The 24,727-nt window shown below is 74.2% G+C and carries 24 protein-coding genes; 15 read left to right on the plus strand and 9 right to left on the minus strand.

All coding sequences use genetic code 11. The annotated features are described in order from the left end of the window. Positions 1-79: 79 nt before the first annotated feature. Entirely contained in the window at positions 80-622 is a 543-nt protein-coding gene (locus ABD993_RS31870) for a dihydrofolate reductase family protein (RefSeq protein ID WP_345426594.1), read from the minus strand. 256 nt (positions 623-878) lie between these two features. After that, the gene (locus tag ABD993_RS31875) at positions 879-2,558 is read right to left on the minus strand and encodes a trypsin-like peptidase domain-containing protein (protein WP_345426595.1); all 1,680 of its coding nucleotides are present in this window, start codon (positions 2,556-2,558) and stop codon (positions 879-881) included. A 292-nt stretch (positions 2,559-2,850) separates the two neighbouring features. Between ABD993_RS31875 and ABD993_RS31880 the strand changes: the two genes are divergently transcribed. Beyond that, the gene (locus tag ABD993_RS31880) at positions 2,851-3,219 is read left to right on the plus strand and encodes a response regulator transcription factor (RefSeq protein WP_345426597.1); all 369 of its coding nucleotides are present in this window, start codon (positions 2,851-2,853) and stop codon (positions 3,217-3,219) included. Positions 3,220-3,300: 81 nt separating this feature from the next. On the opposite strand, the gene ABD993_RS31885 is transcribed toward ABD993_RS31880, so the two are convergent. The 5 genes from ABD993_RS31885 to ABD993_RS31905 all read right to left on the minus strand — a co-directional run bounded on the left by ABD993_RS31885 (position 3,301) and on the right by ABD993_RS31905 (position 10,845). Further along, positions 3,301-5,676 (minus strand): ABC transporter permease, encoded by a 2,376-nt coding sequence (locus ABD993_RS31885; protein ID WP_345426599.1) that lies wholly within the window; start codon positions 5,674-5,676, stop codon positions 3,301-3,303. A gap of 11 nt (positions 5,677-5,687) precedes the next feature. Further along, on the minus strand, positions 5,688-8,024 hold the full coding sequence (locus ABD993_RS31890) for an FtsX-like permease family protein (RefSeq protein ID WP_345426601.1): 2,337 nt from the start codon (positions 8,022-8,024) through the stop codon (positions 5,688-5,690). Then, positions 8,024-9,694 carry a sensor histidine kinase gene (locus tag ABD993_RS31895; protein ID WP_345426603.1) on the minus strand — a complete coding sequence of 557 codons (1,671 nt, stop codon included), beginning with the start codon at positions 9,692-9,694 and terminating at the stop codon, positions 8,024-8,026. Before ABD993_RS31895 ends, ABD993_RS31890 begins: the two co-directional genes overlap by 1 nt. A gap of 25 nt (positions 9,695-9,719) precedes the next feature. Next, the gene (locus ABD993_RS31900; RefSeq protein ID WP_345426605.1) at positions 9,720-10,463 is read right to left on the minus strand and encodes an ABC transporter ATP-binding protein; all 744 of its coding nucleotides are present in this window, start codon (positions 10,461-10,463) and stop codon (positions 9,720-9,722) included. 118 nt (positions 10,464-10,581) lie between these two features. After that, the gene (locus tag ABD993_RS31905) at positions 10,582-10,845 is read right to left on the minus strand and encodes a DUF2795 domain-containing protein (protein ID WP_345426607.1); all 264 of its coding nucleotides are present in this window, start codon (positions 10,843-10,845) and stop codon (positions 10,582-10,584) included. 191 nt (positions 10,846-11,036) lie between these two features. Here ABD993_RS31905 and ABD993_RS31910 point away from each other — a divergent pair, with 191 nt between their 5' ends. Further along, a complete protein-coding gene (locus tag ABD993_RS31910; protein WP_345426609.1) occupies positions 11,037-11,420 on the plus strand; it encodes an STAS domain-containing protein in 384 nt (127 codons plus the stop codon). Here ABD993_RS31910 and ABD993_RS31915 read toward each other — a convergent pair. Further along, the gene (locus tag ABD993_RS31915) at positions 11,417-12,493 is read right to left on the minus strand and encodes a PLP-dependent cysteine synthase family protein (RefSeq protein WP_345426611.1); all 1,077 of its coding nucleotides are present in this window, start codon (positions 12,491-12,493) and stop codon (positions 11,417-11,419) included. The genes ABD993_RS31910 and ABD993_RS31915 overlap by 4 nt on opposite strands. A gap of 87 nt (positions 12,494-12,580) precedes the next feature. Between ABD993_RS31915 and ABD993_RS31920 the strand changes: the two genes are divergently transcribed. The 8 genes from ABD993_RS31920 to ABD993_RS31955 all read left to right on the plus strand — a co-directional run bounded on the left by ABD993_RS31920 (position 12,581) and on the right by ABD993_RS31955 (position 19,639). Beyond that, positions 12,581-13,381 (plus strand): hypothetical protein, encoded by an 801-nt coding sequence (locus ABD993_RS31920; protein ID WP_345426613.1) that lies wholly within the window; start codon positions 12,581-12,583, stop codon positions 13,379-13,381. Between the two features lie 328 nt (positions 13,382-13,709). Next, a complete protein-coding gene (gene urtA, locus ABD993_RS31925; RefSeq protein ID WP_345426615.1) occupies positions 13,710-14,933 on the plus strand; it encodes an urea ABC transporter substrate-binding protein in 1,224 nt (407 codons plus the stop codon). A gap of 84 nt (positions 14,934-15,017) precedes the next feature. Further along, positions 15,018-15,902, plus strand: a complete 885-nt coding sequence (urtB, locus tag ABD993_RS31930) for an urea ABC transporter permease subunit UrtB (RefSeq protein WP_345426616.1) — start codon at positions 15,018-15,020, stop codon at positions 15,900-15,902. Positions 15,903-15,972: 70 nt separating this feature from the next. Then, positions 15,973-17,073 (plus strand): urea ABC transporter permease subunit UrtC, encoded by a 1,101-nt coding sequence (gene urtC, locus ABD993_RS31935; protein ID WP_345426617.1) that lies wholly within the window; start codon positions 15,973-15,975, stop codon positions 17,071-17,073. Positions 17,074-17,145: 72 nt separating this feature from the next. Beyond that, positions 17,146-17,922, plus strand: a complete 777-nt coding sequence (gene urtD / locus ABD993_RS31940; RefSeq protein ID WP_345426619.1) for an urea ABC transporter ATP-binding protein UrtD — start codon at positions 17,146-17,148, stop codon at positions 17,920-17,922. Between the two features lie 10 nt (positions 17,923-17,932). Beyond that, entirely contained in the window at positions 17,933-18,616 is a 684-nt protein-coding gene (gene urtE, locus ABD993_RS31945) for an urea ABC transporter ATP-binding subunit UrtE (protein WP_345426637.1), read from the plus strand. A gap of 90 nt (positions 18,617-18,706) precedes the next feature. Beyond that, entirely contained in the window at positions 18,707-19,090 is a 384-nt protein-coding gene (locus ABD993_RS31950) for an STAS domain-containing protein (RefSeq protein ID WP_345426621.1), read from the plus strand. A 240-nt stretch (positions 19,091-19,330) separates the two neighbouring features. Next, positions 19,331-19,639: a WhiB family transcriptional regulator gene (locus tag ABD993_RS31955; protein WP_345426623.1), complete on the plus strand. Its 309-nt coding sequence runs from the start codon at positions 19,331-19,333 to the stop codon at positions 19,637-19,639. A 122-nt stretch (positions 19,640-19,761) separates the two neighbouring features. On the opposite strand, the gene ABD993_RS31960 is transcribed toward ABD993_RS31955, so the two are convergent. Then, the gene (locus ABD993_RS31960; RefSeq protein ID WP_345426625.1) at positions 19,762-20,391 is read right to left on the minus strand and encodes a hypothetical protein; all 630 of its coding nucleotides are present in this window, start codon (positions 20,389-20,391) and stop codon (positions 19,762-19,764) included. A 576-nt stretch (positions 20,392-20,967) separates the two neighbouring features. On the opposite strand from ABD993_RS31960, the gene ABD993_RS31965 reads away from it, so the two are divergent. The 5 genes from ABD993_RS31965 to ABD993_RS31985 all read left to right on the plus strand — a co-directional run bounded on the left by ABD993_RS31965 (position 20,968) and on the right by ABD993_RS31985 (position 24,659). After that, complete coding sequence (locus ABD993_RS31965; protein ID WP_345426626.1) at positions 20,968-21,372, plus strand: STAS domain-containing protein; 405 nt, start codon at positions 20,968-20,970, stop codon at positions 21,370-21,372. A gap of 71 nt (positions 21,373-21,443) precedes the next feature. Next, positions 21,444-21,875 (plus strand): ATP-binding protein, encoded by a 432-nt coding sequence (locus ABD993_RS31970; protein WP_345426628.1) that lies wholly within the window; start codon positions 21,444-21,446, stop codon positions 21,873-21,875. Continuing rightward, complete coding sequence (locus ABD993_RS31975; RefSeq protein WP_345426630.1) at positions 21,872-22,651, plus strand: SigB/SigF/SigG family RNA polymerase sigma factor; 780 nt, start codon at positions 21,872-21,874, stop codon at positions 22,649-22,651. The genes ABD993_RS31970 and ABD993_RS31975 overlap by 4 nt, the downstream gene beginning before the upstream one ends. Positions 22,652-22,658: 7 nt before the next feature. After that, positions 22,659-23,378: an ANTAR domain-containing protein gene (locus ABD993_RS31980; RefSeq protein ID WP_345426632.1), complete on the plus strand. Its 720-nt coding sequence runs from the start codon at positions 22,659-22,661 to the stop codon at positions 23,376-23,378. 60 nt (positions 23,379-23,438) lie between these two features. Continuing rightward, positions 23,439-24,659, plus strand: coding sequence for an NAD(P)/FAD-dependent oxidoreductase (locus tag ABD993_RS31985; protein WP_345426633.1), 1,221 nt, complete (start codon positions 23,439-23,441; stop codon positions 24,657-24,659). Positions 24,660-24,727 lie beyond the last annotated feature (68 nt).

A 24,727-nucleotide genomic window follows, 5' to 3' on the forward strand; every position in this document is an offset into this window, starting at 1 on the left:
CCGACGGCGCGGCGGCGGACGCTCGAGCGGGCCGGCCTCCCCGTTCCCGCACCGCGGGGGGTGTGGCCGGTACCCCCGCCTACGCGCGGTCGTACATCGACAGGACCGCGCTGCCGTCGAGCACGCGGGACTCGCGCAGGGTGAACGCGCTGCGACCGGCGCCGGGGAGCAGCGCGTGGTCGCCGCCCAGGACGACCGGGTGCACGATGATGCTGAGCCGGTCGACGAGGCAGGCGGCGGTCAGCGCGCCGGCGAGCTCCCCGCCGCCCATCAGCACGAAGTCCCCCTCCAGGGCGGCGATCTCGTCCACCGACCGGACCAGGACGGTGTTCTCGGCGTCCACGGTGTCCAGCGTCCGGGACGCGACGACCTTGGGCGTGGCCCGCCAGAGCGGGGCGTAGGCGCGGTCGTGCGGGTCGGTCGAGACCTCGTCGGCGTGCGGCCAGTACGAGGACATCCAGCCCCAGACGACGCGGCCGTACAGCAGCGACGAGCCCGCAGGCTGGATGGCCCGGGAGTAGGCGGAGTGCTCGGGGCCCATCGTGGTCCAGTCGAACTCACCGTTCGGGCCGCAGATGCGGCCGTCGAGCGAGACGTTGATGTGGTGGGTGATCCGACGCATCGGGTGCTCCTTCTTCGCGGTGTGGACACCCCCTGGTCGGAGCACGCCGACACTTCTCGACATCGGATCTCGCGGATCTCCTGCTCGGTGCTCTCCGTGGCGACCTCACCTTCGGCGCCGGGCCGCACTCCTGCCCCGGTGCCCGGCTCGCCCGGCTGGAGCTGCCGGCGCTGGTCACGCTCCCCGTCGTCCTGCGCTGACACACCGAGACGGCACCCCCGCGGGAAGCGGGGATGCCGTCTCGGGAGGAGTCCGATCAGGACTGGCGGGTGCCGCAGGTCGAGCAGAACACCGCGCCGGGGGCGACCGTGGTGCCGCAGGTGCTGCAGCCGGTGGCCCTCGGGGTCGAGACCACGGTGGTCGCGCCCTCCTCCGCGGAGGAGCCGTTCACCGTCTCCGCCGGGGCGGGACGCTGTGCGGCCACGATGTCCGCCGGGGTCACGATCCGGGTCTCGGCCTCGGCGTCGACAGACGGGGCCGGGCGGGCCGGCATCGGGGTGCTGCCCCAGGGGGCCTGCGGGGCCATCGGCTGCGGGGCCTGCTGCGGGGTCATCGGCTGCCGGGGGAACTGCGGGGCCTGGCCACCGGGGGTCCAGGCGGAGTAGCCGTCGGCCGGACGCGGGCCGGGCAGGGCGGGCCGCACGACGTCGGACGCACCGCCGCGCCTGCGGCGCAGCACCAGCAGCAGGGCGATCCCGCCGACGACCACGGCGGCGGCGCCACCGACGACCGTCCAGAAGACCCACGGGGTCATGCCGAGGATGTCGTCACCGGGCTGCTCGACGGGCGGGGCGGCCGCGACCGGGGCCGCGTCGCCGAAGCGCTCCTTGGCCTTGGCGGCCTCGGTCTTGAACTGCTTCGCCTGGTTGTGGTCGGGGTCGACCAGCAGCAGCCGGTCGAAGTCCGCGATCGCGTCCGAGTAGTGCCCGGCGTAGTAGTCGGCCAGGGCGGTCCGGTAGAGGGTGTCATTCGGGCCGAGCTGGTTCTGCACGCCGTTGCGGGCCATCAGCTCGGTCAGCCCCGTGGCCGGGGCGATGAAGTTGAAGGCCTGGTCGCCCTGCACGTAGGCGCTGTTGATGCCGATGACGTCGCCCTCGAGGTCGACCGTCGGGCCGCCGCTCATGCCCGGGGACAGCGAGGCGCTGGTCTCGTAGAAGGGGACCGACCCGATGGTCCGGGTGGTGCTCACCTGACCGTCCTTGTTGGACGGCTCCAGGGTGGTGTCGGTGACGGCGTCGGCGGCGGCCGGGTAGCCGATCGACAGCACCGGGGTGCCGACGGCCGCGGAGCTCGCCTTGTCCAGGTCCACCGACGGCAGGTCGGTGCTCTCGATCTTCAGCAGCGCGACGTCGCCCTGCGAGTTCGGCCGGAAGTCGACCAGTCGGGCCGGGACGGCGGTGGCCTGCGCCGAACCGCCGGTGCCGGAGCCGATGACCGCGGAGTACTGCACGTCGATCGGCGAGCCCTTGGCCTGGCCCTCGACCGTCCAGTTGGCCATGCCGTACTCGACCACGCTCGCCAGCGGCAGGCTCGGGTCCCGGGCCACCAGGTCCTCGGCGACCGACTTGACGAAGTCCGCCCGCACCCCCTCCGGCGTGGTGGTGTCGACGCAGTGCCCCGCGGTGGCGATGTAGCCCTGCGGGTTCACGCCGAAGCCGGTGCAGGAGGCGTTGAGGGTGATCGGCTGGCCGTTGTTGAAGAACAGGCCGTCGGTGTCGCCGACGTAGGCGGTGAAGGTGGAGGTCAGGTAGACGATCGCGGGGCGGACCTCGGCGGCGGCCTTCTCGGTGGGGCTGGCCTGCTGCGGGGAGCCCGCCTGCGGGGTCGCCGCGGGCGGCGCGCCGGGCTCCTGGGCCATCGCGGTGCCCGCCGTGGCGAGCGTGACGGTCGCGGCGGCGGCCAGGGCGGCGGCGGCGCGGGCGAAGGTGCCGGTCATGGTCGAAGTCCTCTCCTGTGTGGCGATCCGGCCGGTCGGCCCTTCGCCCCCCGGGCTCCAGGGCCCGTCGTTGACAGGGACGACTCTGCTGGACCGCGGACGCCGCGACGAGGTCGTCACCTCCTCGATCGGGGGTGGGGCCAGCACCACCCCCGGGCACCCGGTGGGCTCATGGAGGTGCACGGGGTCGTCACCTCGGCGGAACCCCCGCGCAGGCGGCAGACTGTCTCGCATGGAGCAACGGAGTGCGGAGGCGCGACCTGGGCGGCCCGCGGGGCCGACCGTCGGGTCGGTGCGTGTGCTGGTCGTGGACGACCAGCGGCCCTTCCGCGCCGCCGCCGAGGCGGTGATCTCCCGCATGCCCGGTTGGGAGGTGGCGGGGGTCGCCGAGACCGGCGAGGAGGCCGTCACGGTCGCCGCCGGGCTGCTCCCCGACCTGGTGCTGATGGACGTCAACCTCCCCGGCATCGACGGCGCCGAGGCGGCCGCCCGGGTCCTCGAGGTCGCGCCGCGCGCCCTGACCGTCCTGTGCTCGACCTACCGCGCCGAGGACCTGCGCATCGACACCGCGGGCGCGGGCATCGCGGGCTACCTCCACAAGGAGGAGCTCGGCGGTCCCGTCCTGCGTGAGCTCTGGAACCGCATCAACCCCGCCGCCTGACGTCCGACACACACGTCCGAAGTGGGGGACTCGCGGGCACGTCTCCCGCGAGTCCCCCGTTTCCGACACGGGTGTCGGACCTCAGGCGCCGTGCAGGGACCGCGCGACGGGGGTGCGGGCCAGGCGCAGGGCCGGGAGCGCACCCAGGACCAGCGAGCCCACGAGCACCGCGGGGACGATCAGGACGATCGGCCAGATCGGGACCGCGACGTCCGGCGCCACCCCCGTCTGGCTGGCCACCTGCCACCACAGCACCCGCCCCACCCCGAGTCCCAGCAGCACTCCGGCGGCCACCCCCGGCAGCACGGTCGTCGTGGCGAGCACCCCGAGCGCCGCCCGGACCTGACCCGGGGTCGCGCCGAGGACCGCGAGCACGGCGGCGTCCCGGGAGTGCCTCCGGACCGCGCCGACCAGGGTGTGGACCAACCCCGCCATCGCGACGACGGCGAGCAGCCCGGCCAGGATCTCCGGCAGCCGCAGCAGCCCGGCGAGGGTGTCGATCTCCGGCGGCATCCCGGGGAGGTGGACCTCCAGCCTGCGCCCGACGTCCTCGTACAGCGACGTCGACTGGCCGGGGACCGCGACCAGGTGTGCCGAGGCGAGCGGCTGGCGGAACAGGTCGTCGAGCTGCTCGGGCGTGATGATGAGCCCCTCCCCCAGCGGCGCCCCCCGTTCGGGCTGCGGGACCACGATCCCGGTGACCGTCAGCGTGGCCGAGCGGCCGTCCGAGGACAGCACGTCCACGGTGTCCCCGATCGCCTTCTCCTCGCGCCCCGCGACCCGCGCTCCCAGCGCCACCTCGCCCGCCGCGAGCGGCAGCCTCCCGGTGACCAGCGAGACCGGGACGTCCCCCTTCACCGGGACGTGGGCGTACGCGTCCACCTGACGGGAGCGGGCCGGGTCGAGCGTGACGCGCCCCGTCTCCACCTCGGACAGGGCCGCGACCCGCGGGTCGGCGGCGAGCACCCGCATCTCGGCGTCCCGGGCGTCCGCGATGGTGAGGTCGGAGGTGAAGCCGTAGCGCTCCGGGGTGTCGACGAGCCGCTGCAGGCTCGCGCCGAGCATCGTCGAGGCCACGATCCCGGCCACCGTGACCGCCACCCCCGCCGCGGCCGCGAACGCGGGCAGCCCGGACGCGCCGCCGGGCAGGGTCCGCCCGCGCAGGGCCAGCCGCAGCCCGACGAACAACGCGGGCCAGCGCACCGCCCACCGCACGGACCGGTGCCGGGTGAGCGCGGGCGCCGCGGCCGCGCCCCGGCCTGCCAGCGCCGAGGTGACCGCCGCGGCACCCAGGAACACCGCCAGCACCCCGACCACACCGAGCAGGACGACGGGCCAGTCCACCCGGAACCCGCTGTCCGGCTCGAACCGCGCCTGGCTTCCGATGGGCTCGATCACGCCCGCGGCGACCGTGACGCTCCCGGCGACCAGCGCGGCGGGGACCGCGCCCGCCAGCGCGGCGAGCACGCGGGCGGTGGCCCGCTCCGCGCCGTCGAGCCCGAGGGCGTTCTCCACCCGCTGGTCGGCGCCGCCGCGCAGGTGGTGGCGCATCAGGCCCTGCCCGAGCACGACCGTCCCGCCGAGGGCGACCACGAGCGCGAAGCCCCACAGGCCCAGCCGCAGCACCCGTTCGGACGCGGCGACGGCCGGGTCGACCTGGGTGGTCGGGAACACCGGGACCTCGGGCACGTAGTTCCCGACGACGAGCGGCCTCGGCCTGCCGACGTACTCCTGAGCCAGCGCTCCCACCAGCCGGTCCCGCAGCGCCTCGTCGGCGGCGGGGTCGCCGGTGTAGGCCAGCCGCGCGAACCCGGACCGCCCGCCCGCCGCGCCTGCGTTCTGGGCGGCGAACGCCGGGGTGGACAGCGCGTCCCCCAGCGGCCCGGACCAGCTCGGCATCCGCCCGATGCCGACGACCGTCATCCGCCGGGTGGCGCCCTCGGGCTCGCCGAAGCCGACGTCGAAGCGGGCGACCTGGCGCAGCGTGAGCATCTTCAGGGTGATCCGGTCCCCCACACGCAGCCCCGCCGCCGCGGCGAGCGGCTCGCCGACCAGCAGCTCGTCCGCCGCCTCGACGCGCGGCGCGCGGCCGGCCACGATCACCGGGTTCACCAGGTCCTCCTGCCGGTCGGGCCCGGCGATCACGGAGGTGTACTGCAGGGTGGGACCCTCGATCTGGGCGATCCAGGCGTAGGCCGTCCAGCTCTCCTCGACGCCCGGCAGCCCGGCGAAGGAGGCCGTGACCTCGGGCAGGTCGGCGGGCAGGTAGGCGCGGACGTCGTCCAGGCCGGTGCGGTCGACGAGCCGCGGGTAGGCGCTGCCGGTGCGGTCCGCGACCACCGCGGCCCCCAGCAGCAGCCCGCCGACCAGCCCGGCGACGAGCCCGAGCGCGAGCAGCGCGCGCCATCCCACCCGCAGCTCGGCGCGGGCGACGGCGACGATCCCCGGCCAGCTCATCCCCCGCCCGTTCACAGCGCCGCCAACGACAGGGACGCGGGGGTGCGGGCGTAGCGCAGCGCCGGGATCGCCGCGACCAGCGCGGCCCCGACCGGCACCGCCGCCACGAGCAGCACGATCGGCCCGACCGGCACGGCGATGTCCCCGCCGACGCCGATGGCCGAGGTGACCTGCCACCAGAACAGCCGCGCCACCCCGAGCCCGACGGGCACCCCGAGCAGCACCGCGGGCACGGCGACCGCGGCGGCGAGCACCCCGAGCGTGGCCCGGACCTGGCCCGGGGTCGCGCCGAGCACGGTGAACACCGCCATCTCGCGGGCGAGCCTGCGCGCCCCGACCAGCAGCGAGTGCACCAGCCCCGTCCCGGCCACCGCGGCGAGCACGGCGGCCAGGAGCCCGGGCAGGGCCACGAGATCGGCGAGGTTGCGGATCGACTCCGGCATCGCCGCCTGCTCCACCTCGAGGCGCCCGGCGAGCTCCTCGGCGATCGCGGGGCCCTTCCCCGGCACCGCGTAGACCTGGGCGGCGAGCAGCGGGAGGGTTCGCGGCGGGGTGACGAGCGCGAGGCCCTCGGGGGTGGCGAGCAGGTCCTGGCCGAGCTCGCCGTAGTCCTCCCTGGCCACGACGACCGAGCCGACGACCGTCATCGTGTGGGGCGCGCCGTCCGCCCCGACCAGCGTCAGCCGGTCCCCCTCGGCGAGCCCGCGGTCGACGGCGAGCCGCGGGTTGACCGCCACCTCGTCCGGCGCGGCAGGCACCCGCCCGGACAGCAGCTCGAGGGGCGGGGTGCCCTTGCGGGTCACGATGGCGACCACCCCGAGAGCGCCGCCGTCGGCCAGTCGGGTGTATGCGGTCTCGGTGAGGCTCAGTGCCGCGACGCGCTCGTCGACGGCCAGCGCGGCGACGTCCGGTTCGCGAGCGTCGACCACCACCACGTCGGCGTCGCCCGCCCACCGCCCCGGGCTGCCGACGAGCCGGTCCAGGCTCGCGCCCACGGTCACCGTCGCGACGATGCCCGCCACCGCCGCGGCGGCCGCCAGCACCGTCACCGCGGGCGGCATGCCCCGGCGCGCCGTCGAGCCCGCCAACCTGCTGCCGAGCAGCACGGCGGGCCACCGGCGCAGCGCCTCCGCGAACGCCCCGACCCGCGTCGGGACGGGCGACTCCCCGACCGGTGACGTCCGCCAGGCCAGTGCCGTCGCCGCCACCGTGACCAGCAGGAACAGCACGGTGAGCGAGGCGCCGCCCAGCGCCGCCCACGCCCACTGCGGACGGAACCCGGGGGTGGGCTCGAACCGCGCCTGGCTGCCCAGCGGTTCCAGCGAGCCCGCGGCGACGACCACGCAGCCCCCCAGCAGCCCCGCCAGCACGGCGGCGGGCAGCGCGGCCAGTGCACGGGCAGCCAGGCTCTGCCCGGTCGTCATCCCCAACGCGGACTCCACGGAGCGGGTGGGCCGGGCCGCCGCGGCCGTGCGCAGCAGGCCGAGGCCCAGCACCTGCACCGCGCCCAGGCCGACGACCACCGCGAACAGCGCGATCCCCACGAGCAGGGCGCGTTCGGCGGCCCGCACCCCGGCGTCGGGGGTGCTGCGCGGCAGGTCCAGGGTCGGCGAGAGGTAGTCCGCGACCCTGGACGGCGCGGCGGCCGACGCGGCGGCGAAGTCCTCGGTGAACCGCTGCTCCGCGCCCGGCGTCCCGTCCAGTCGCAGGTAGGCGGCGTGCCCGATGCCGGTGCCCGAGTAGGTGGCCGCGAAGCCGGGCCCGGCCACGACGTCCGGCAGCGCCTCGCCCCACGACGGCATCCGCGCCACGCCGACCACCCGGATCCGGGCCTCCGGCCCGGCCGGGGTGAAGCCGACGGCGAAGTCCGCGACGTTGTCCAGGGTCAGCATCCGGACCGGCGCCTCGGTGCCGATCGGCATCGCCTGCTCGGCGACCCGCTCGGACACGACCACCTCGTCCGGCGCGGCGGGGTCCGGGGCGCGCCCGTCGACGATCACCGGCGCGACCGGGTCGCCGGGCGGCGCGCCCGCGATCAGCGAGGCGAACCGGACCCGGGGACCGTCGATCTGCACGATCCACGCCTCGGGCGTCCAGGCCCGCACCACGCCCGGGAGCCGCGGCAGCGCCGCCAGCAGCGCGGGCTGGTCGGCGGGGACGATCGTGCGCACGTCGTCGAGGTGCACGGCCTCGACGAGCCGGTCGTACGCCGTCCCGGTGCGCTCGCCGACCGCGGCCGCGCCGAGCACCAGACCGCCGAGCAGGCCCAGCGCGATGCCGAGGGCGGGCAGGCTCCAGCGCCGCTCGCGCAGCGCGGCGCGGGCGACGAGCCGCACGCCGGGGGGCATCAGACGGCCCGCGCCGCGACCGGCGCCTGCGGTTCCTCCCGTGCGGGCACGGGGATCCGCCCGGTCAGCTCGGTCCCCCGGCCGGGGGCGGACGTGAGGTCGATGGTGCCGCCGATGGCGCCGAGCCGGTCGGCCATGTTCTGCAGCCCGCCCCCGCCCGCGACCTTCGCGGGATCGAAGCCGGGCCCGTCGTCGACGACCCGGACCAGGAGCTGGGAACCCTCCACCCGCAGCGTGACGGTGACGGTGGCCCCCGGGGCGTGCTTGGCCGCGTTCTGCAGGGCCTCCAGGCAGCAGAAGTACACCGCCGCCTCCGCCTGTTCGGGCAGCCTGCCGACCTCGCCCGCGTCCACATGGACGGTCAGCGGGCTGCGCTTGGCGGCGGCCCGCAGCGCGTCCCCGAGGCCCGCGTCCCGCAGCAGCGGCGGGTAGATGCCGTGGGCGAGGTCCCGCAGGGCCTGGATGGAGTCCCGGACGCCGCGGTCCAGCTCGTCCAGCAGCTCCGCGTTCGGATCGTCCGGACCCGACAACCCGTCCCGGACCAGCCGCAGCCCGACGGCGAGCGCGACGAGGTGCTGCTGGGCGCCGTCGTGCAGGTCCCGCTCGATGCGCTTGCGCTCGGTGTTCGCGGTCGCCACGAGCCGGGTGCGGGAGGCCTGCAGGTCCGCGTTGGTGCGGCGCAGGTCGGCCAGGGTGGCCTGCAGCGCCTCGTCCAGCGCGCGGTTGCGCAGCACGATCGCCAGTCGCCGCACGACCTCGGCGAGCGCCCGCTCGTCCGCCTCGCCGAAGGGGTCGTCGTCCGCCTCGCGCTCGATCAGGATCAGGGCGAGGACCTCCCCGCCGTGCACCGCGGGGGCCAGCCGGAGCTGGCCACGCCTGGCCGGGCCGTCCTCCTCGACCAGGTGGGGCAGCCACAGCTCGAGCCAGCCGGGACCGGCCACGCCGGTGCGCGCCACGGTGGCCAGCTCGGCCGCGTCCAGCGGCAGCGGCTCGGGCCCCGGTTCCGCGGTCTGCGGGACGACGAGGGTGCGGCCCAGCGTGGTCTCCCCGTCCGTGCCGCGGTCGGCCCAGATCTGCACCCGGGCGAGTCGCCAGTCCCGGCGCATGGTCTCGGCGAGCTGGCGCAGCAGGTCGTCGACGGGGGTGCCGCGGCCTGCGCGCTCGGCGAAGTCCGCGAGCAGCTCGTCCGGCGAGCGGCGCACACCCTGCAGCGCCGCCCTGGTGCTCCTCGCCGCGCGCCGACCCAGCGGCCCGGCCAGCACCGCGACCACCAGCATCGCGATCAGTGCGGGGTTCAGCAGGGCCTTCTCCGCGCCCAGCGGGATCCGGCCGAACACCAGCAGCAGCACGAGCAGCCCGGCGCACACCGCGATCGAGAGCCCGCCGAACTCCGAGGCCCCGACCAGCACCGCCGTGCTCGCCCGGCGCGCGCCCGCGCTGAACATCGCGGCCACGCCCACGGCGAGCACCACCCCGGCGATCGCGGCGGTGACCCACCACGCGGGCCCGCCGCCGAGCACCCCGACGACGATCCCGGGCGCGATCACCCCGGCCGCGCCGATCATCCCGGACAGCAGCAGCGAGCTGCGGGCCCGGCGGCCCGTGCTCACCCCCACGCGGCGGTGGGTGCGGAACCCGGCGCCCGCGGGGAGGGGCTCCCGGGCACTCATCGCAGTCCCCCGCCCGGGTGCCGGTTCACTGCGCCACCCGCAGTCCCGCGGGCACGTCGAGCGGCCCACTCGGCTCGCCGTCGAGCAGGACCCGGCCGTCCCGCATCCGGACCAGGCGCTGGGCGCCGTCCGCGACCTCGCGGCTGTGGGTGACCATCAGGATGGTCTGGCCCTGGGCGTGCAGGCGCTGGAAGAGGTCCAGCACCTCGGCGGCACCGTCCGAGTCCAGGGCGCCGGTGGGCTCGTCCGCCAGCAGCAGGGTGGGTTGGTTGGCCAGCGCCCGGGCGATCGCGACCCGCTGGCGCTGGCCACCGGACAGCGCCGCGGGCAGCTCCCGGGCCTTGTCCAGCAGTCCGAGCTGGTCCAGCAGGTCTCGGGCCCGCGCCGTCGCCTCGGCGGGCCGCGCCCCGGCGACCAGGGCCGCGAGCGAGACGTTCTCCAGCGCGGACATGTGCTCGATCAGGTGGAAGAACTGGAAGACCAGCCCGACCCCGCGCCTGCGCAACCGGGCGAGCCGCTGCGGGGCCAGGTCCTCGATCCGCGTTCCGCCGAGCGCGATCGTCCCCTCGTCCGGCCGATCGAGCCCCGCGACCAGGTGGAGCAGCGTCGACTTGCCGCACCCGGAGGGGCCCATCAACGCCACGAACTCGCCCGCGCGCACGGTGAGGTCGACCCCGCGCAGGGCGCGCACCGGGGCGGTCCCCGCCTCGTAGGTCTTGCGCAGACCGCGCACCACCAAGGCGGGACCGGTCTGACCCTGCTCTGTCACCCGCTCACCCTAGGGACGGGACCGGGTCACGCGGGAGGCTTCACTCGGAAGACACCGGCTGGCACACCGGTCGGAGGTGGTACTGCCACCACCCTCCTCGCCCGGCGCGGGCCCGCTGTTACCGCCGGTCGCGACCCGCGGACTGGATCTCCGGCTGCTGCCGGAAGCCGGGGCGCACGGGGAGCAGGCCCAGCCCGACGCAGACGGCCGCCAGGTCCCGGTAGGTCCCCGACGGCAGCGACCACAGCTGCGCGGTGGTCACGGCGTCGGCCCCGTAGTGGTCGGCCTGCGCCACGATCTGCCACTTCGCGGCCGGGTACGCCATCCCGGCCAGCACCTGGCCGATGCGGGCGACATCGGCGCGGTTCGTCCGTCGGTACACGGTTCCTCCTGAGGACCCGTCTCCGCCGACGGGACTGAGGGGAGTGCCCCGCGTCACATCGGGTCAAACATCCGGGTCGACGGGGAGGCGTGTTGTGCCGGTCCCGCGCGCCGCCGTAGGGTTGGAGCCGCGGTTGAGGCGACAGTCCGCATGCAGGCGTCCGCGGAAGATGTCGAGGAGCACGGTGCAGCATGAGCAGTGAGACCCCCGCCGGAGAGGGTGGCGTCGAGGTCGAGGACGTCGTCCGCTTCGAGACCGCGGGAGACGGCACCTCGCTGGTCGCACACGTCCGCGGTGAGATCGACACGCTGACCGCCCCGTTGCTGCGCACCGAGCTGGACTCGCGGATCCCCGAGGCCCCGCTGGTGGTGCTGGACCTGTCCGGCGTCACGTTCCTCGGCTCCGCCGGGCTGGCCGTGCTGGTGGCGGCCAAGGACCAGGTCGAGCGCGCCGGTCACACCCTGCGGCTGGTCTGCGGCTCGCGGATCGTCACCCGGGCGCTCGAGGCCACCGGCCTGCTGGGCCTGTTCGACGTGGCGGACGGCGTCACCGAGGCCCTGCGGCCCACCGCCTAGAGGACCCCGCTCTCCCAGAACCGCTCGATCCGCTCCCGGTAGGGGGCGAGGTCGAGGTGCTGGGCGGCGACCCACCCGTCGTCGTAGTAGCTGTGGCGGTAGCGCTCGCCGCCGTCGCAGATGAGGGTGACCACGCTGCCCCGGCGGCCCTCGGCGAGCATCCGGGCGACGAGGGTGTAGACGCCCCAGAGGTTCGTGCCGGTCGAGCCGCCCGCGAAGCGCCCGGTGCGGGCGTGGAGGTGGCGGATCGCCGCGATGCTCGCGGCATCCGGCACGGCGAGCATCAGGTCGATCACGCCCGGGACGAAGCTCGGCTCGGTGCGCGGACGCCCGATCCCCTCGATCCGGCCGGGCCCGACGGCCTCGAACGGCTCGCCCCGCCAGCCGGGCAGGAACGCCGAGTTCTCGGGGTCGACGACGGCCAGCCGCGTCGGCATCCGCCGATACCGCAGGTACCGGCCGATCGTCGCCGACGTGCCGCCGGTGCCCGCCCCGACCACGATCCACTCCGGTACCGGGTAGCGCTCCAACCCGAGCTGCGCGACCACGGACTCGGCGATGTTGTTGTTGCCCCGCCAGTCCGTGGCGCGTTCGGCGTAGGTGAACTGGTCCAGGTAGTGGCCGCCGCACTCCGCGGCCAGCTCCTCGGCGCGGGCGTACATCTCCGCCCCGCGCTCGACGGCGTGGCAGCGACCCCCGTACCGCTCGATCAGGGCGATCTTCTCCGGACTGGTGGACCGCGGCAGCACCGCGACGAACGGCACCCCGATCAGCTGCGCGAAGTAGGCCTCGGACACCGCGGTGGACCCCGAGGATGCCTCGACGACAGTGGTGTGCGGCCCGATCCAGCCGCTGACCAGCGCGTGCAGGAACAGTGAACGGGCGAGCCGGTGCTTGAGACTGCCGGTCGGGTGCACCGACTCGTCCTTGAGGTAGACGTCGATGCCCCACTCGGCGGGAACCGGCAGCACGTGCAGGTGAGTGTCCGCGGACCGGTTGGCGTCCGCCTCCACCCGCCGCACGGCCTCGTCGACCCACGCCCGGTCCGCCCCGTCCGCCCGCTCCACGACCACGGGTCAGACCGTAGTCACCCGCCGCACCGTCTCACCCGCCCGCCGACCCCGGTGGAGATCCCCGGCCGAGACGGTCACACTCTCCGTGTGGCAGTCGATCCCGATCCGGTGAACCGTTCCGGCGACTTCGAGGTGGTCCGGCGCGGTTACGCGCGGGACCAGGTCGATGCGCTGGTCCGCGAGCTGGAGCGGCGTGCCCAGGTGGCGGAGAACGCGCGGCGGATGGCCGAGCAGCACGCGGCGGGCATCGCCGAGGAGCTGCGGGTGCTGCGCGCGGGCACCTCCGCCGAGGGACTGCCCGCCGCTCCCCAGAGCTTCGGCTTCCGGGCCGAGAAGGTCGTCCGGCTCGCCGAGCGGGAGGCCTCGGACATCCGGGCCGCCGCCGAACGGCAGGCCGAGGCCGCGCGCCGCGAGGCCGCCGAGATCCGCTCCGCCGCCACCCGCGAGGCCGCGAGCCTGCTGGAGCGGGCCCACTCGGACGCCGCCGCGGCCCGGGCGGACGCGGACGCCGAGCGCGCCGCCGCCGCGGCCGGGCGCGCGGAGAGCGCCGCCCTGCGGGTCCAGGTGGAGCGCGGGGCGGCCGAACTGCGGGCGCTGCGCGGCAGCGTGCGCGAGGAGCTGAGCCGGCTCCACGGGCTGCTCGGGGCCCAGCTGGCCGGGCTCGCGGAGCCGCACGCACCGGCCCCGGTCGCGGAGACGACCCCGCAGGCCACCCCGCAGGACTCGGCGGAGGACTCGGCGGAGGTGGAACCGACGGACACGCCCCCGGCGTGGACCCCCACCCCCGGCACCGCGGACCTGTTCGACACCCCGCCCCGCCCGGCCCCGCGGGTGCCCGCGCCGCGCACGGACTCCGGTGAGAACCGCCACTCGTTACGATCCGGCTGACGACGTAACGCCCGTTCACGACGGCCCAACGAGCTGATCCGATCGGATCAGCCGTTCACCGGGGCGTCATCCGGCGTCCATCTCCACGTCGATCATCACCCGGACGGCCCATGCCCGGGCAACGCCGCGGCAACCGAAGTGGCGATTCGGCCGAAACATGCCGTTCGTAGCGTTTCGACCGCGGATCCGGACTCACCGGCTCCGTACCCCTTCCCACTCCCGCACGCGCCCCTCGGGGACCCGGCGCGTGCGGAGCCCCGTGCTGTTTCGGTACCGCTGCCGCGAAAGGCCACGACACATGACCCGACCCCGCGCCCGAAGGTCGCTGGTGACCGCCGCGTTCCTCTCCCTCGGTCTCGCCCTGACCGCCTGTGGCTCCCGAGTGGACGACGCGGGCGGTGGCGCCGCCGCCGAGTCCTGCGTGGACACCGCCGGGAGCAGCGTGAAGATCGGCTTCCTGAACTCGCGCTCCGGCACGATGGCGATCAGCGAGAACACCGTCTTCAACAGCCTGCAGATGGCCGCCGACCAGATCAACGCCTCCGGCGGCGTGCTGGGCAAGCAGCTGACCGTCGTCGCGGAGGACGGCGCGTCCGAGCCCACGGTGTTCGCCGAGAAGGCCACCAAGCTGATCCAGAGCGACTGCGTCGCCGCGGTCTTCGGCGGTTGGACCTCGTCGAGCCGCAAGGCGATGCTGCCGGTCTTCGAGTCGAACGACGCGCTGCTGTTCTACCCGGTCCAGTACGAGGGCCTGGAGTCGTCGAAGAACATCTTCTACACCGGTGCCACGACCAACCAGCAGATCGTCCCGGCGTTGGACTACCTGAAGGAGAAGGGCGTCACCAGCCTGTTCCTGGTGGGCTCCGACTACGTCTTCCCGCAGACCGCCAACAAGATCATCAAGGCGTACGCGGCGGCGAACGGCATCGAGATCAAGGGCGAGGAGTACGCACCCCTGGGCCACACCGACTTCTCGACGATCGTCGCGAAGGTCCGCGACGCCGGCGCGGGCGCGGTGTTCAACACCCTCAACGGCGACTCGAACGTCGCGTTCTTCAAGGAGTACAAGAACCTCGGGCTGACCCCGGCCTCGATGCCGGTCCTGTCGGTCTCGATCGCCGAGGAGGAGGTCGGCGGCATCGGCGTCGACAACATCGTCGGCCAGCCGGTGGCCTGGAACTACTACCAGACCATCGACTCCCCGGAGAACAAGAAGTTCGTGGAGGAGTTCAAGACGACCTACGGGCCGACGAAGGTGACCTCGGACCCGATGGAGGCCGCGTACACCTCGCTGTTCCTGTGGAAGGGCATGGTCGAGAAGGCGAAGTCCTTCGCGGTGCCGGACATCCAGGCGGCCGCGGGCGGCGTCAGCTTCGACGCCCCCGAGGGCACGGTCACGGTCAACGGCGACAACCACCACATCGCCAAGACCGCCCTGATCGGCAAGATCGGCCCCGACGGCCTGATCTACACCGACTGGTCCTCCGGCGCCCCGATCGAGCCCGACCCGTACCTCAAGACGTACCCCTGGGCGGGCTCGCTCTCCGGCTGACCCACCCCGACCTGCACGAACGGCACTTTTGTGCGGACCTACCGCACAAGAGTGCCGTTCGTGCGAAACCCGAGGACCCCTACCGTGGACATTCTCGTCACCCAGGTCTTCAACGGCCTGTCCGGCGGCTCGATCCTGTTGCTCGCCGCGCTCGGCCTCGCCCTGACCTTCGGGCAGATGGGCGTCATCAACATGGCGCACGGCGAGTTCATGATGGCCGGCGCCTACACCGCCTACGTCTGCCAGCAGCTCCTCGGCTCGGCCGGGGTGTCGCTGCTGGTGTCCCTCCCCGTCGCGTTCCTGGTCGGCGGGCTGCTCGGGGTGGTTCTCGAGGCGACCCTGCTCCGCCGGATGTACCACCGGCCGTTGGACACGCTGCTGGTCACCTGGGGTGTCTCGCTGATCCTGCAGCAGCTCGCCCGGGACCTGTTCGGCACCGCGGGCGTGGACGTCGCCGCCCCGGCCTGGCTGTCCGGCCCGGTCGAGATCCTCGGCTTCGCGTTCCCGCGCTCGCGGCTGTTCATCCTGGTCCTCGCCGTCGTGGCGGTCATCGCCGTGACGCTGGTGCTCAAGCTGACGCCCTTGGGCCGCCGGATCCGGGCGACCGTGCAGAACCGCAGGCTCGCCGAGTCCGCGGGCATCTCCACCCGCCGCACGGACATGCTGACGTTCTTCATCGGCTCGGGCCTGGCCGGCATCGCGGGCGTGGCGCTCACGCTCATGGGCTCGATCTCGTCGAACCTGGGCACCAGCTACATCGTGGACGCGTTCCTCGTCGTGATCATCGGCGGCATCGGGCAGATCAAGGGCGCCGTGATCGCCGCGTTCGTGCTCGGCGTGGCGCAGTCCTGGATCGAGTACTCGACGTCCGCGTCCATCGCGAAGGTGATCGTCTTCGCCCTGGTCGTGGCGTTCCTCCAGTTCCGTCCACAAGGGATCTTCCAGGTCCGGACGAGGAGCCTCGTATGAGCGAGCGTGCGAGCGAATCATCGGCACAGCGTCCGCGCGAAGCGCCGACCTCGCGCAGCGAGGGAGAGCGATGAGTGTCCTCAGGAGTCGCTACGTCGTCGGGATCGGCTTCCTGGTCGCCGCGGTGCTGCTGTTCGCCGTCGCCCCGGCGCTGCTCTCCACGTTCCGGCTCGGGCTGCTCGGCAAGTACCTCTGCTACGCGATGGTCGCCGTCGGCATCGGGCTCGCCTGGGGCCGCGGCGGCATGCTGACCCTGGGCCAGGGCGTGTTCTTCGGCATCGGCGCCTACCTGATGGCGATGCACCTCAAACTCGCCGACGCGGGCCCCGGCGCGGTCCCGGACTTCATGGCGCTCATCTCGTCCGAGGGCGTGCCGTGGTGGTGGGAGCCCTTCCGCTCCGGGATCGTCACGGTCCTCGCGATCCTGCTGCTGCCCACGCTGCTGGCCGTCATCCTCGGCCAGGCGACCTTCCGGCGGAAGGTGCGCGGCGCCTACTTCGCGATCCTCTCCCAGGCCCTCGCGGCCGCCTTCGCGATCCTGCTGATCGGCAACCCGGTGGCCACCGGCGGCTCCACGGGGCTCAACAACTTCAAGGGCTTCTTCGGCTTCTCGCTGCGGGATCCCGCGAACCGGCAGATGCTCTACTTCATCGCCGCGGGCGCGCTGCTGGTCATGCTGGTGGTGGCCCGGCAGCTCATGGTCAGCCGGTTCGGCGAGCTGCTGGTGGCCTGCCGGGACGGCGAGGAGCGGGTCCGCTTCCTCGGCTACGACCCCGCGACCGTCAAGACCGTGGCGTTCGCCGTGGCGGGGACGATGGCGGGCGTCGGCGGGGCGCTGTTCGTGCCCATCGTCGGCATCATCTCCCCCAACGACGTCGGGGTCGTCCCGTCCATCGGCCTGCTCATCGGCGTCGCGATCGGCGGGCGGACCACGCTCGCCGGGCCGGTGCTGGGCGCGATCGCCGTGGCCTGGGCCGAGACCTCGCTGTCCGAACAGTTCCCCAGCGGCTGGACCTATGCCCAGGGCCTGCTGTTCATGCTGGTCGTGGCCTTCCTGCCGGGCGGCCTGGCGTCGCTGGTGACGTGGCGGCGGCGCTCGGGCACCGTCGAGCCGCCGACCGCGAGCACCCCGGAACCGGAGCCCGCACCGGCAGGAGGTGTTCAGGCGTGAACCCCGCCGACGTACTCACCACCGCGGAGGCGGCGTGAACCCCGCCGACGTACTCACCACCGCGGAGGCGGCGTGAACACCGACTATCTCGAGCTCACCGGGCTCACCGTCAGCTTCGACGGCTTCGTCGCCGTCGACGGCGTGGACCTCGCGGTCCTGAAGGGGGACCTCCGGTTCCTCATCGGCCCCAACGGCGCGGGCAAGACGACCCTGATCGACGCCGTCTCCGGGCTGGTACCCGCCACCGGCCGGGTCGAGTTCGCGGGGAGGGACCTGCTGGGCCTCAAGGTGCACAGGATCGCCCGCCTCGGCGTGGGCCGGACGTTCCAGACGGCGACGGTCTTCGAGGAACTGTCCGTCCTGCAGAACCTGGACATCGCCGCAGGCGCGGGGCGCTCGGCGTGGACGTTGCTGCGCAGGCGGTCCGGCGTCCCCGCCGCGGTCGAGGAGGTGCTGGAGACCGTCGGGCTGACCGCGCTGGCGGACACCCCCGCGGGCATCCTCGCGCACGGGCAGAAGCAGTGGCTGGAGATCGGCATGCTGCTGGTGCAGGACGCGAAGCTGCTCATGCTGGACGAGCCCGTCGCCGGGATGAGCGCCGAGGAGAAGGACGAGACCGGCAGGCTGCTGCAGCGCATCTGCGCGGACCGGACGGTCGTCGTCGTCGAGCACGACATGGACTTCATGCGGTCCTTCGCCAAGTCGGTGACGGTGCTGCACGCAGGGAAGGTGTTGTCGGAGGGCACGGTCGCCGAGGTGCAGGCCGACCCGAAGGTCCAGGAGGTGTACCTCGGCCCCGGGCACCACACGGCCGAGGAGGCCGCGATCGTGCTCGGGGACGGAGTCTGACGTGCTGGTCATGGAGAACGTCGACGTCGCCTACGGGCGCACCGTCGTCTGCCACGGGGTGTCGGTCGAGGTCCCGGCCGACGGGGTCGCCGCCGTGATGGGGCACAACGGGGCGGGCAAGACCACCCTGCTGCGTGCGGCCGTCGGACTGCTGCCGGTGCGGTCGGGCCGCATCCTGCTCGACGGCGAGGACGTCACCGGGAGCGCACCGCACCAGCGGGTGCGCCGCGGCCTGGCCTTTGTGCCGCAGGGGCAGCAGTCCTTCGGCCAGATGACGACCGCCGAGAACCTCCAGGTCGTCGCGGACGGCCGTCGCCGGGGCCCGGCCCTGATCGACGAGGCGCTGGACCTGTTCCCGGCGCTGAGGGGCCTGCTGGGCCGCCGGGCGGGTCTGCTCTCGGGTGGCCAGCGCCAGCAGCTGGCGATCGCCCGGGCGCTGATCACGGAACCCCGGCTGCTGATCCTGGACGAGCCGACGGAGGGCATCCAGCCGTCGGTGGTCGCGGAGATCGAGCGGACGATCCTGGAGCTCACGCAGCGGGGCGGGCTGTCGGTGCTGCTGGTCGAGCAGCACGTGGGCTTCGCCCTCCACGCCGCGGGCCGGTACTACGTGCTGGCCTCGGGCCGGGTCACCGCCGAGGGTTCCGGCGGCGTGGGCGCCGCCGTGGACGTCCGCTCGGCGATGGCGATCTGAGCGTGCGCGGTGGGTGGTGTCGGAGCACCACTCACCGCGCCCGGTCGCTCCGAGTGGCAGGGGACCCCTCCTCCCCTTACCGTTCCGCCAATGCAGCACACGCACGACGGCTCCGCGGTCCAGCACTCCGAGTCGGACGACCAGATCTCCGTCGCGACCCGGGACGCGGGCGACGGGCGGGTCGTCGTGGAGGTGGGCGGCGAGGTCGACATGCTGACCTCGCCGCAGCTGCGCACGGCCGTGCTCGGCGCGCTGTCGGGCGACCCGACCACCGTCGTCCTCGCGCTGGACGACGTCACCTTCCTCGGCACCAGCGGCCTCGCCGTGCTGATCGAGGTCCGGGAGGCGGCCCAGGACGCGGGTGTGGCGCTGCGGCTGGCCTGCACCGGCCGCCGGGTGCTCCGGCCGCTGTCGATCGCGGGGCTGGTGCCGATGTTCGACGTCCGCGATACCGTCGAAGATGCCCTCATCTGATGTGACCTGGCTCACATTCCGACGCTTTCACGCTGCGGGCTCCGCCGACCAGGGGGACCCTGTCAAGGGCCATTGACCTGCGTGGACATGCACGGTCACCGCGCCTTCGTCCACTTTCCGCTCATCGGGGCGGGTCCGTCCTCGTTCGCACCGCGTTTGGACGGGAAACCCCCGGGGAAAGCCGCGGCAGATCGCCCGGCGTTCCCGTCGGGCCCGCCGACGAGAGCGAAGGTGAGCCGAGTGAGCGATGTGTCCCGCCTCCCTGGCCCCATGGACCACGCCTGGCAGTGGCAGCGCCTCGGGGCGTGCCGGGGGATGGACAGCGCGGTCTTCTTCCACCCGGACGGGGAGCGCAACCCCTCGCGTTCGCGGCGGACGGCGCAGGCGAAGGCCGTCTGTGGGCGCTGCCCGGTGATGGACATGTGCCGGGAGTTCGCCCTGGAGACCCGCGAGCCCTTCGGCGTGTGGGGCGGGCTCGGTGAGTCCGAGCGGCGCGCCCTGCTCGAGCGCCGCGACCGGCAGCCCGCGCCTGCCGTGCGGCTGGCCTGAGACCTCCCTCCCGTGGCGTCGGGGGCCACGGGAGGACACGACACGACGAGGGGCGGCCCGCTTCGCGCGAGCCGCCCCTTCTCGTGTCCGGGTCAGTCCCCGACGACCTGGCCCCCGACGACCTAGTCCCCGACGACGCTGAGCTCGAGCGTGCGGTAGCGCAGCATGGGCAGGCCGTAGACCCGCCCGATCCGGCGGGCGGCCGCCAGCACGGCGGCCCGCTCGGGATCGCTCGGCGCGGGCTGCGGGGCCACGAAGTAGACCCCGGGCTCGGGATCGAACCCGACGAGCTCGGACAGGGCCGCCACCAGCACGTCCGCGGCGTCCGCCCCGACCCGGCCCGGCAGTCCCAGCCGGTGCACGTGCAGGTCGGGGAGCGCCAGCGCGGCGACGGCCTCGGCCAGCCCGTCCCCGTCGTCCCCGTCGTCGTACTCACCGAACTCGCCGTCGAGGTCGTCGTCGAGGTCGCCGTCCAGGTCCACGGGCCTGCTCTCCGGCGCGGTCCACACGGACTCCGGCGAGACGGCGGGCCGCGGGATGTCGTCCACCTGCGGCGCGTCGTCCCGGGCGATGAGCAGGTCCACACGGCCGGCCCCGGCCACGATCCGGGCGAGGTCGGACTCCGGGCGCAGGAGCTCCATCGGGCTCACCGCCACCGCGACCACCCGGCCACCTGCGACGGACCCCCGCACGGGGGCGACCGGCGGGTCCACCGGCCGTCCGATGCCCTCCATCCCAGGCACCGCGACCATCCCGCCTCCCCGCCCGACCCGGCGTCACTGCCGCGTCCGTCTCACGCCCGACCACTTCCTGATCGGTGACAACGTCATCGTTTCCTGCGCGAGTCCCGTCGCGCGGCATTCCACGACGAATGGCCGTCGGCGGTCCGTGAACGGACCACTCGACCGGGCAGCCGGTTAGCCCGTTCGGGCGCAATGGTCGACCGGGCGGGACGAGCGGAGAACCGGACACCCGGGACGTCCCCTCCCCGTCACCTGCCGTCCACCCGGCGCGACCGGGCGATCACCGAACGGCACATCGCCGCAGGTCGCACGCCCGAGATGGCCGTCGAGACCGACGACGGAGCCCCCGCGCGACCGGTGGGCGCACGCCGCCCACCGTCTGTCGGCCGGCAGAGCAACCGATACCGACCACCGAGGGATGGACGTGACCGCTGTCCGGGGGTATCGCCCGCGACCGCCACCCGCCGCGCATCGGGGCCCCGACTGCTCGGTAGGGTGCGCCGGGAACGGTTGAGCCCCCAGCCGCCCGCCGACCCGCCGTGACCACGGCGGCTGCGACGAGGTCAGACGAACTGGAGGTGCGCCGTGTCCACATCTCACGAGCCCACCCGCCCGGGGGCGCTCGGTACCCGGATCGAGCGGCTCGCCTCCGGCGTCCTGGTGCTGTGGGTGGACGGCGAGATCGACACGCTCACCGCACCCACGCTCGGCACCGCCCTCGGCTCGCTGCTGGACACCCCCGGAGACGGACCCGTCGCGGTGGACCTGTCGGAGGTGGGTTTCCTGGCCTCCAGCGGGCTCGCCGTGCTCATCCGGGCCGCGCACCGCGCCGAGTCCCAGGGGCGTGCGCTGCACCTGGTCGGCGGGGGCAGGGCCGTCGTCCGGCCGTTGCAGGTGACCGGGTCGGACCGCCTCTTCACCCTGCACGAGGACCTGTCCACGGTGACCGTCGCGCCCCGTCCGGGCGAGTCCTCGCCGCGGGCGGATTGATAGAACCCGTTCGGGGTAGCACGATGGCGTCGGGACCCGTGGGGGTCCCCCAGACTACGGAGAGAGGTCGAGTGTCCGAAGTGGATCCCGTCGGCACAGCGGACGCGGTGGACGGCCCGGGCGCGGTGGTCGAGGTCCGCACCAGCGCCTCGGCAGCCCTCATCCCGACCATCCGTGCCGTCGCGTCGGACCTCGCCGCCCGCGCGGACTTCGACCTGGACGCCATCTCCGACCTGCGGATGGCCGTCGACGAGGCATGCGCCACCCTGGTGGACGTCGCCTCCCCCGGCTCCGGGCTGCGGTGCGCCTTCCGTGTGCACGGCGGCGTCATCGAGGTGGAGGCCCAGGTCGAGACGTCCGGGCCGGACTCCACCGTCTCCACCGACACGTTCGGCTGGCGGGTGCTGCAGACCCTGGCGGACGAGGTCGAGCTGAGCGGGACGGACGGGCGCACCGTCGGCATCCGGCTGAACAAGCGCGCCGCCGACCCGGCCCACCGGTGAGTGCGGCCGACTCCGAGTACGGCCACCTCACCCCCCTTCTGGCGGAGTACTCGGGTCTCGCGAAGGACGACCCGCGCCGCGAGCGCATGCGGGATCGGCTCGTCACCGGCTACCTGCCGATCGCCCAGCACATCGCACGCCGCTTCGCGCATCGCGGCGAGCCGTTGGACGACCTCGTCCAGGTCGCCACGGTCGGGCTGATCAACGCCGTCGACCGGTACTCCCCGGACAAGGGGACGGACTTCTTCTCCTTCGCGGTGCCCACGATCTCCGGCGAGGTCCGCAGGCACTTCCGGGACCAGGGCTGGTCCATGCGGGTGCCGCGGCGACTCAAGGACATGCACGTCTCGATCAACTCCGTGGTCTCCGAGCTGTCCCAGCGGCTCGGCCGGGCACCGAAGCCGTCGGAGATCGCCGAGCGGCTCGGGGTGCCCGTCAGCGAGGTCCTGGAAGGGCTCGAGGCCTCGGAGGCCTACCGCAGCTCGTCGCTGGACGAGATGCTGTCCTCGGAACAGGGCAGCGCCACCGTCGGCGAGCTCGTCGGGGAGGCGGACGCCGAGCTGGACCGGGTGGACTACCGCCAGGCGCTGCGCCCCGTGCTCGCCGAGCTCGCCGAACGCGAGCGGACCATCGTCATGCTGCGGTTCTTCGGCAACATGACGCAGACGCAGATCGCCGATCAGGTGGGGATCTCGCAGATGCACGTCTCGCGGCTCCTCACCCAGACGCTGGGCAGGCTGCGGTCCCGGCTCGATCCCGACACCCGGACGGGGTGAGGCCGCCATGGACGACGGGCACTTCGGGAAGCGGTTCCTCGAGCTGATGCTGGAGTCGCTCCGGGCGGCGCTGCCGGGCTGCACCGGCGTGGGGCTCTGCCTCTCGCGCACCGGCGAGGACGGGCGGTCCGCGTCGGCCGTCGGGGTGGCCGGTCCGCTGGACGAGGCGCAGTGGGCGGCCGGGGACGGCCCGCTGGTCGAGGCCGCGAAGGGCGACTCCGCGGTGGTGTGCCCCGACCTGGCCGCCGACGAGCGCTGGCCCGGCTTCCCCCGTCCGGAGGGATGCTCCGGGCTCGCCGTCGTCGCGGTCCCCAGCTCCTGGGACGAGCGCGGCCCGGTCCTGCTCACGGCCTACGTCGACACTGCGCGCGGCGACCTCGGGCCGGACGCCCTCGCCGTCCTCGACCGCTACGAGCCGCTGCTCGCCACCGGGCTGGGCGTCGTCGAGTACTGCGCGGACGAGCTCGTCCGGGCGGACGAGATGATCGCCATGATGCGCAGGCGGCAACTGATCGAGCAGGCCAAGGGCATGGTCATGGCGAGTGCCGAGCTGGACGCGGAGGGGGCCTTCGCGCTCCTCGTGCGGGCCAGCCAGCGGGAGAACGTCAAAGTCCGCGACCTGGCAGGCGGCCTGGTGACCCGCACCGGGGACGCAGGCGGGGTCCCCGACGCCGCGCGCGGGGCGGCCGAGCGACTGTGGATCGCGTTACACAGCCAGGGGGCCTAGCGACAACGCCCGTCCCGTCGGTCAGGATGTCGAGGCCGGACGAGCGAGGGAGCGGTGGCGTTGAGCGGTGGACCGGATCACGTACTGGTGGTGGGGGCCGGACTCGGCGGCATCCGCGTCGCCGACCAGCTGCGCCAAGCCGGCTACGAGGGGCGGATCAGCCTCGTCGGGGACGAGGTGCACCCCCCGTACGACCGCCCGCCCCTGTCCAAGCAGCTCCTCGCGGGCACGTGGGAGCCGGACCGGCTGTCACTGAAGGACGAGGCGGGACTCGAGGACCTCGGCGTCCGGCTGCACCTGGGGCTGCGCGCGGTCGCGCTGCGCCCCGGTGAGGTCGAGCTGTCGGACGGGTCCGTCCTCACGGCGGACGCGATCGTCCTGGCCACGGGGGTCGTCGCGCGGCGGCTGCCCGGCCAGCCCGAGACCGTTCACACGCTGCGCACGCTAGACGATGCGCTCGCCCTGCGCGCCGAGCTCGCCACCGCGTCGACGCTGCTGGTGATCGGGGCGGGGTTCATCGGCGCCGAGGTGGCCAGCACCGCGGTGGACAAGGGCGTCAAGGTCACGGTGCTGGAGGCCGCCCCGGTCCCGCTCGTGCGCGGGCTCGGCGAGCGGGTGGGCGCGATGGCCGGGCGGTTGATCAGCGAGGGCGGGGTGGACCTTCGGCTCGGCGCCGCGATGACCCGGTTCGTGCCCGCGGAGGGCTCCGGCCTCGGCGTGGAGCTGGCGGACGGCTCACAGCTCGAGGCGGACGTCGTGGTCGTCGGGATCGGCGGGCGGCCGGACCTGGACTGGCTCGCGGACACCGGGCTGGACCTGAGCGACGGCGTGCAGTGCGACTCGAGCGGTCGCGTCCTCGGTCTGGACGGTGTGTGGGCCCTCGGCGACATGGCGTCCTGGGAGGACCCGGAGCTCGGCGGGCACCACCGGCACGAGCACTGGACGTCGACGTCGGACCAGGCGACCGTGGTGGCGCGGGCGATCACCGGCACCGAGGCACCGCCGCCCACCGTGCCGTACTTCTGGTCGGACCAGTTCGGTCTCAAGATCCAGCTGATCGGGCGACCGGATCTCGCCGACTCCGTGGAGCAGCTGCACGGGGAGGGACTGGACGGCGGGCCGATCAAGGGCACCGTCGTCGGGTACTACGCCGGGGAGCGGCTCATGGCGGTGGCGGGCTTCGGCGCGGCGCGCTACGTCGTCCGCTACCGGGCGCTGCTGCAGGCCGGGGCCACGAGGGAGACCGCCCGCGAGCTGGCGGCCTCCCTCGTCACCAGGTGAGCTAGACGAGTAAGTCCGAACTCCCCTTCAGTGGTCGTAGGCGGTCAGGGAACGTGTGACTGCCTGGC

The organism is Pseudonocardia xishanensis, from assembly GCF_039541715.1.
Taxonomy (GTDB): Bacteria; Actinomycetota; Actinomycetes; order Mycobacteriales; family Pseudonocardiaceae; genus Pseudonocardia; species Pseudonocardia xishanensis.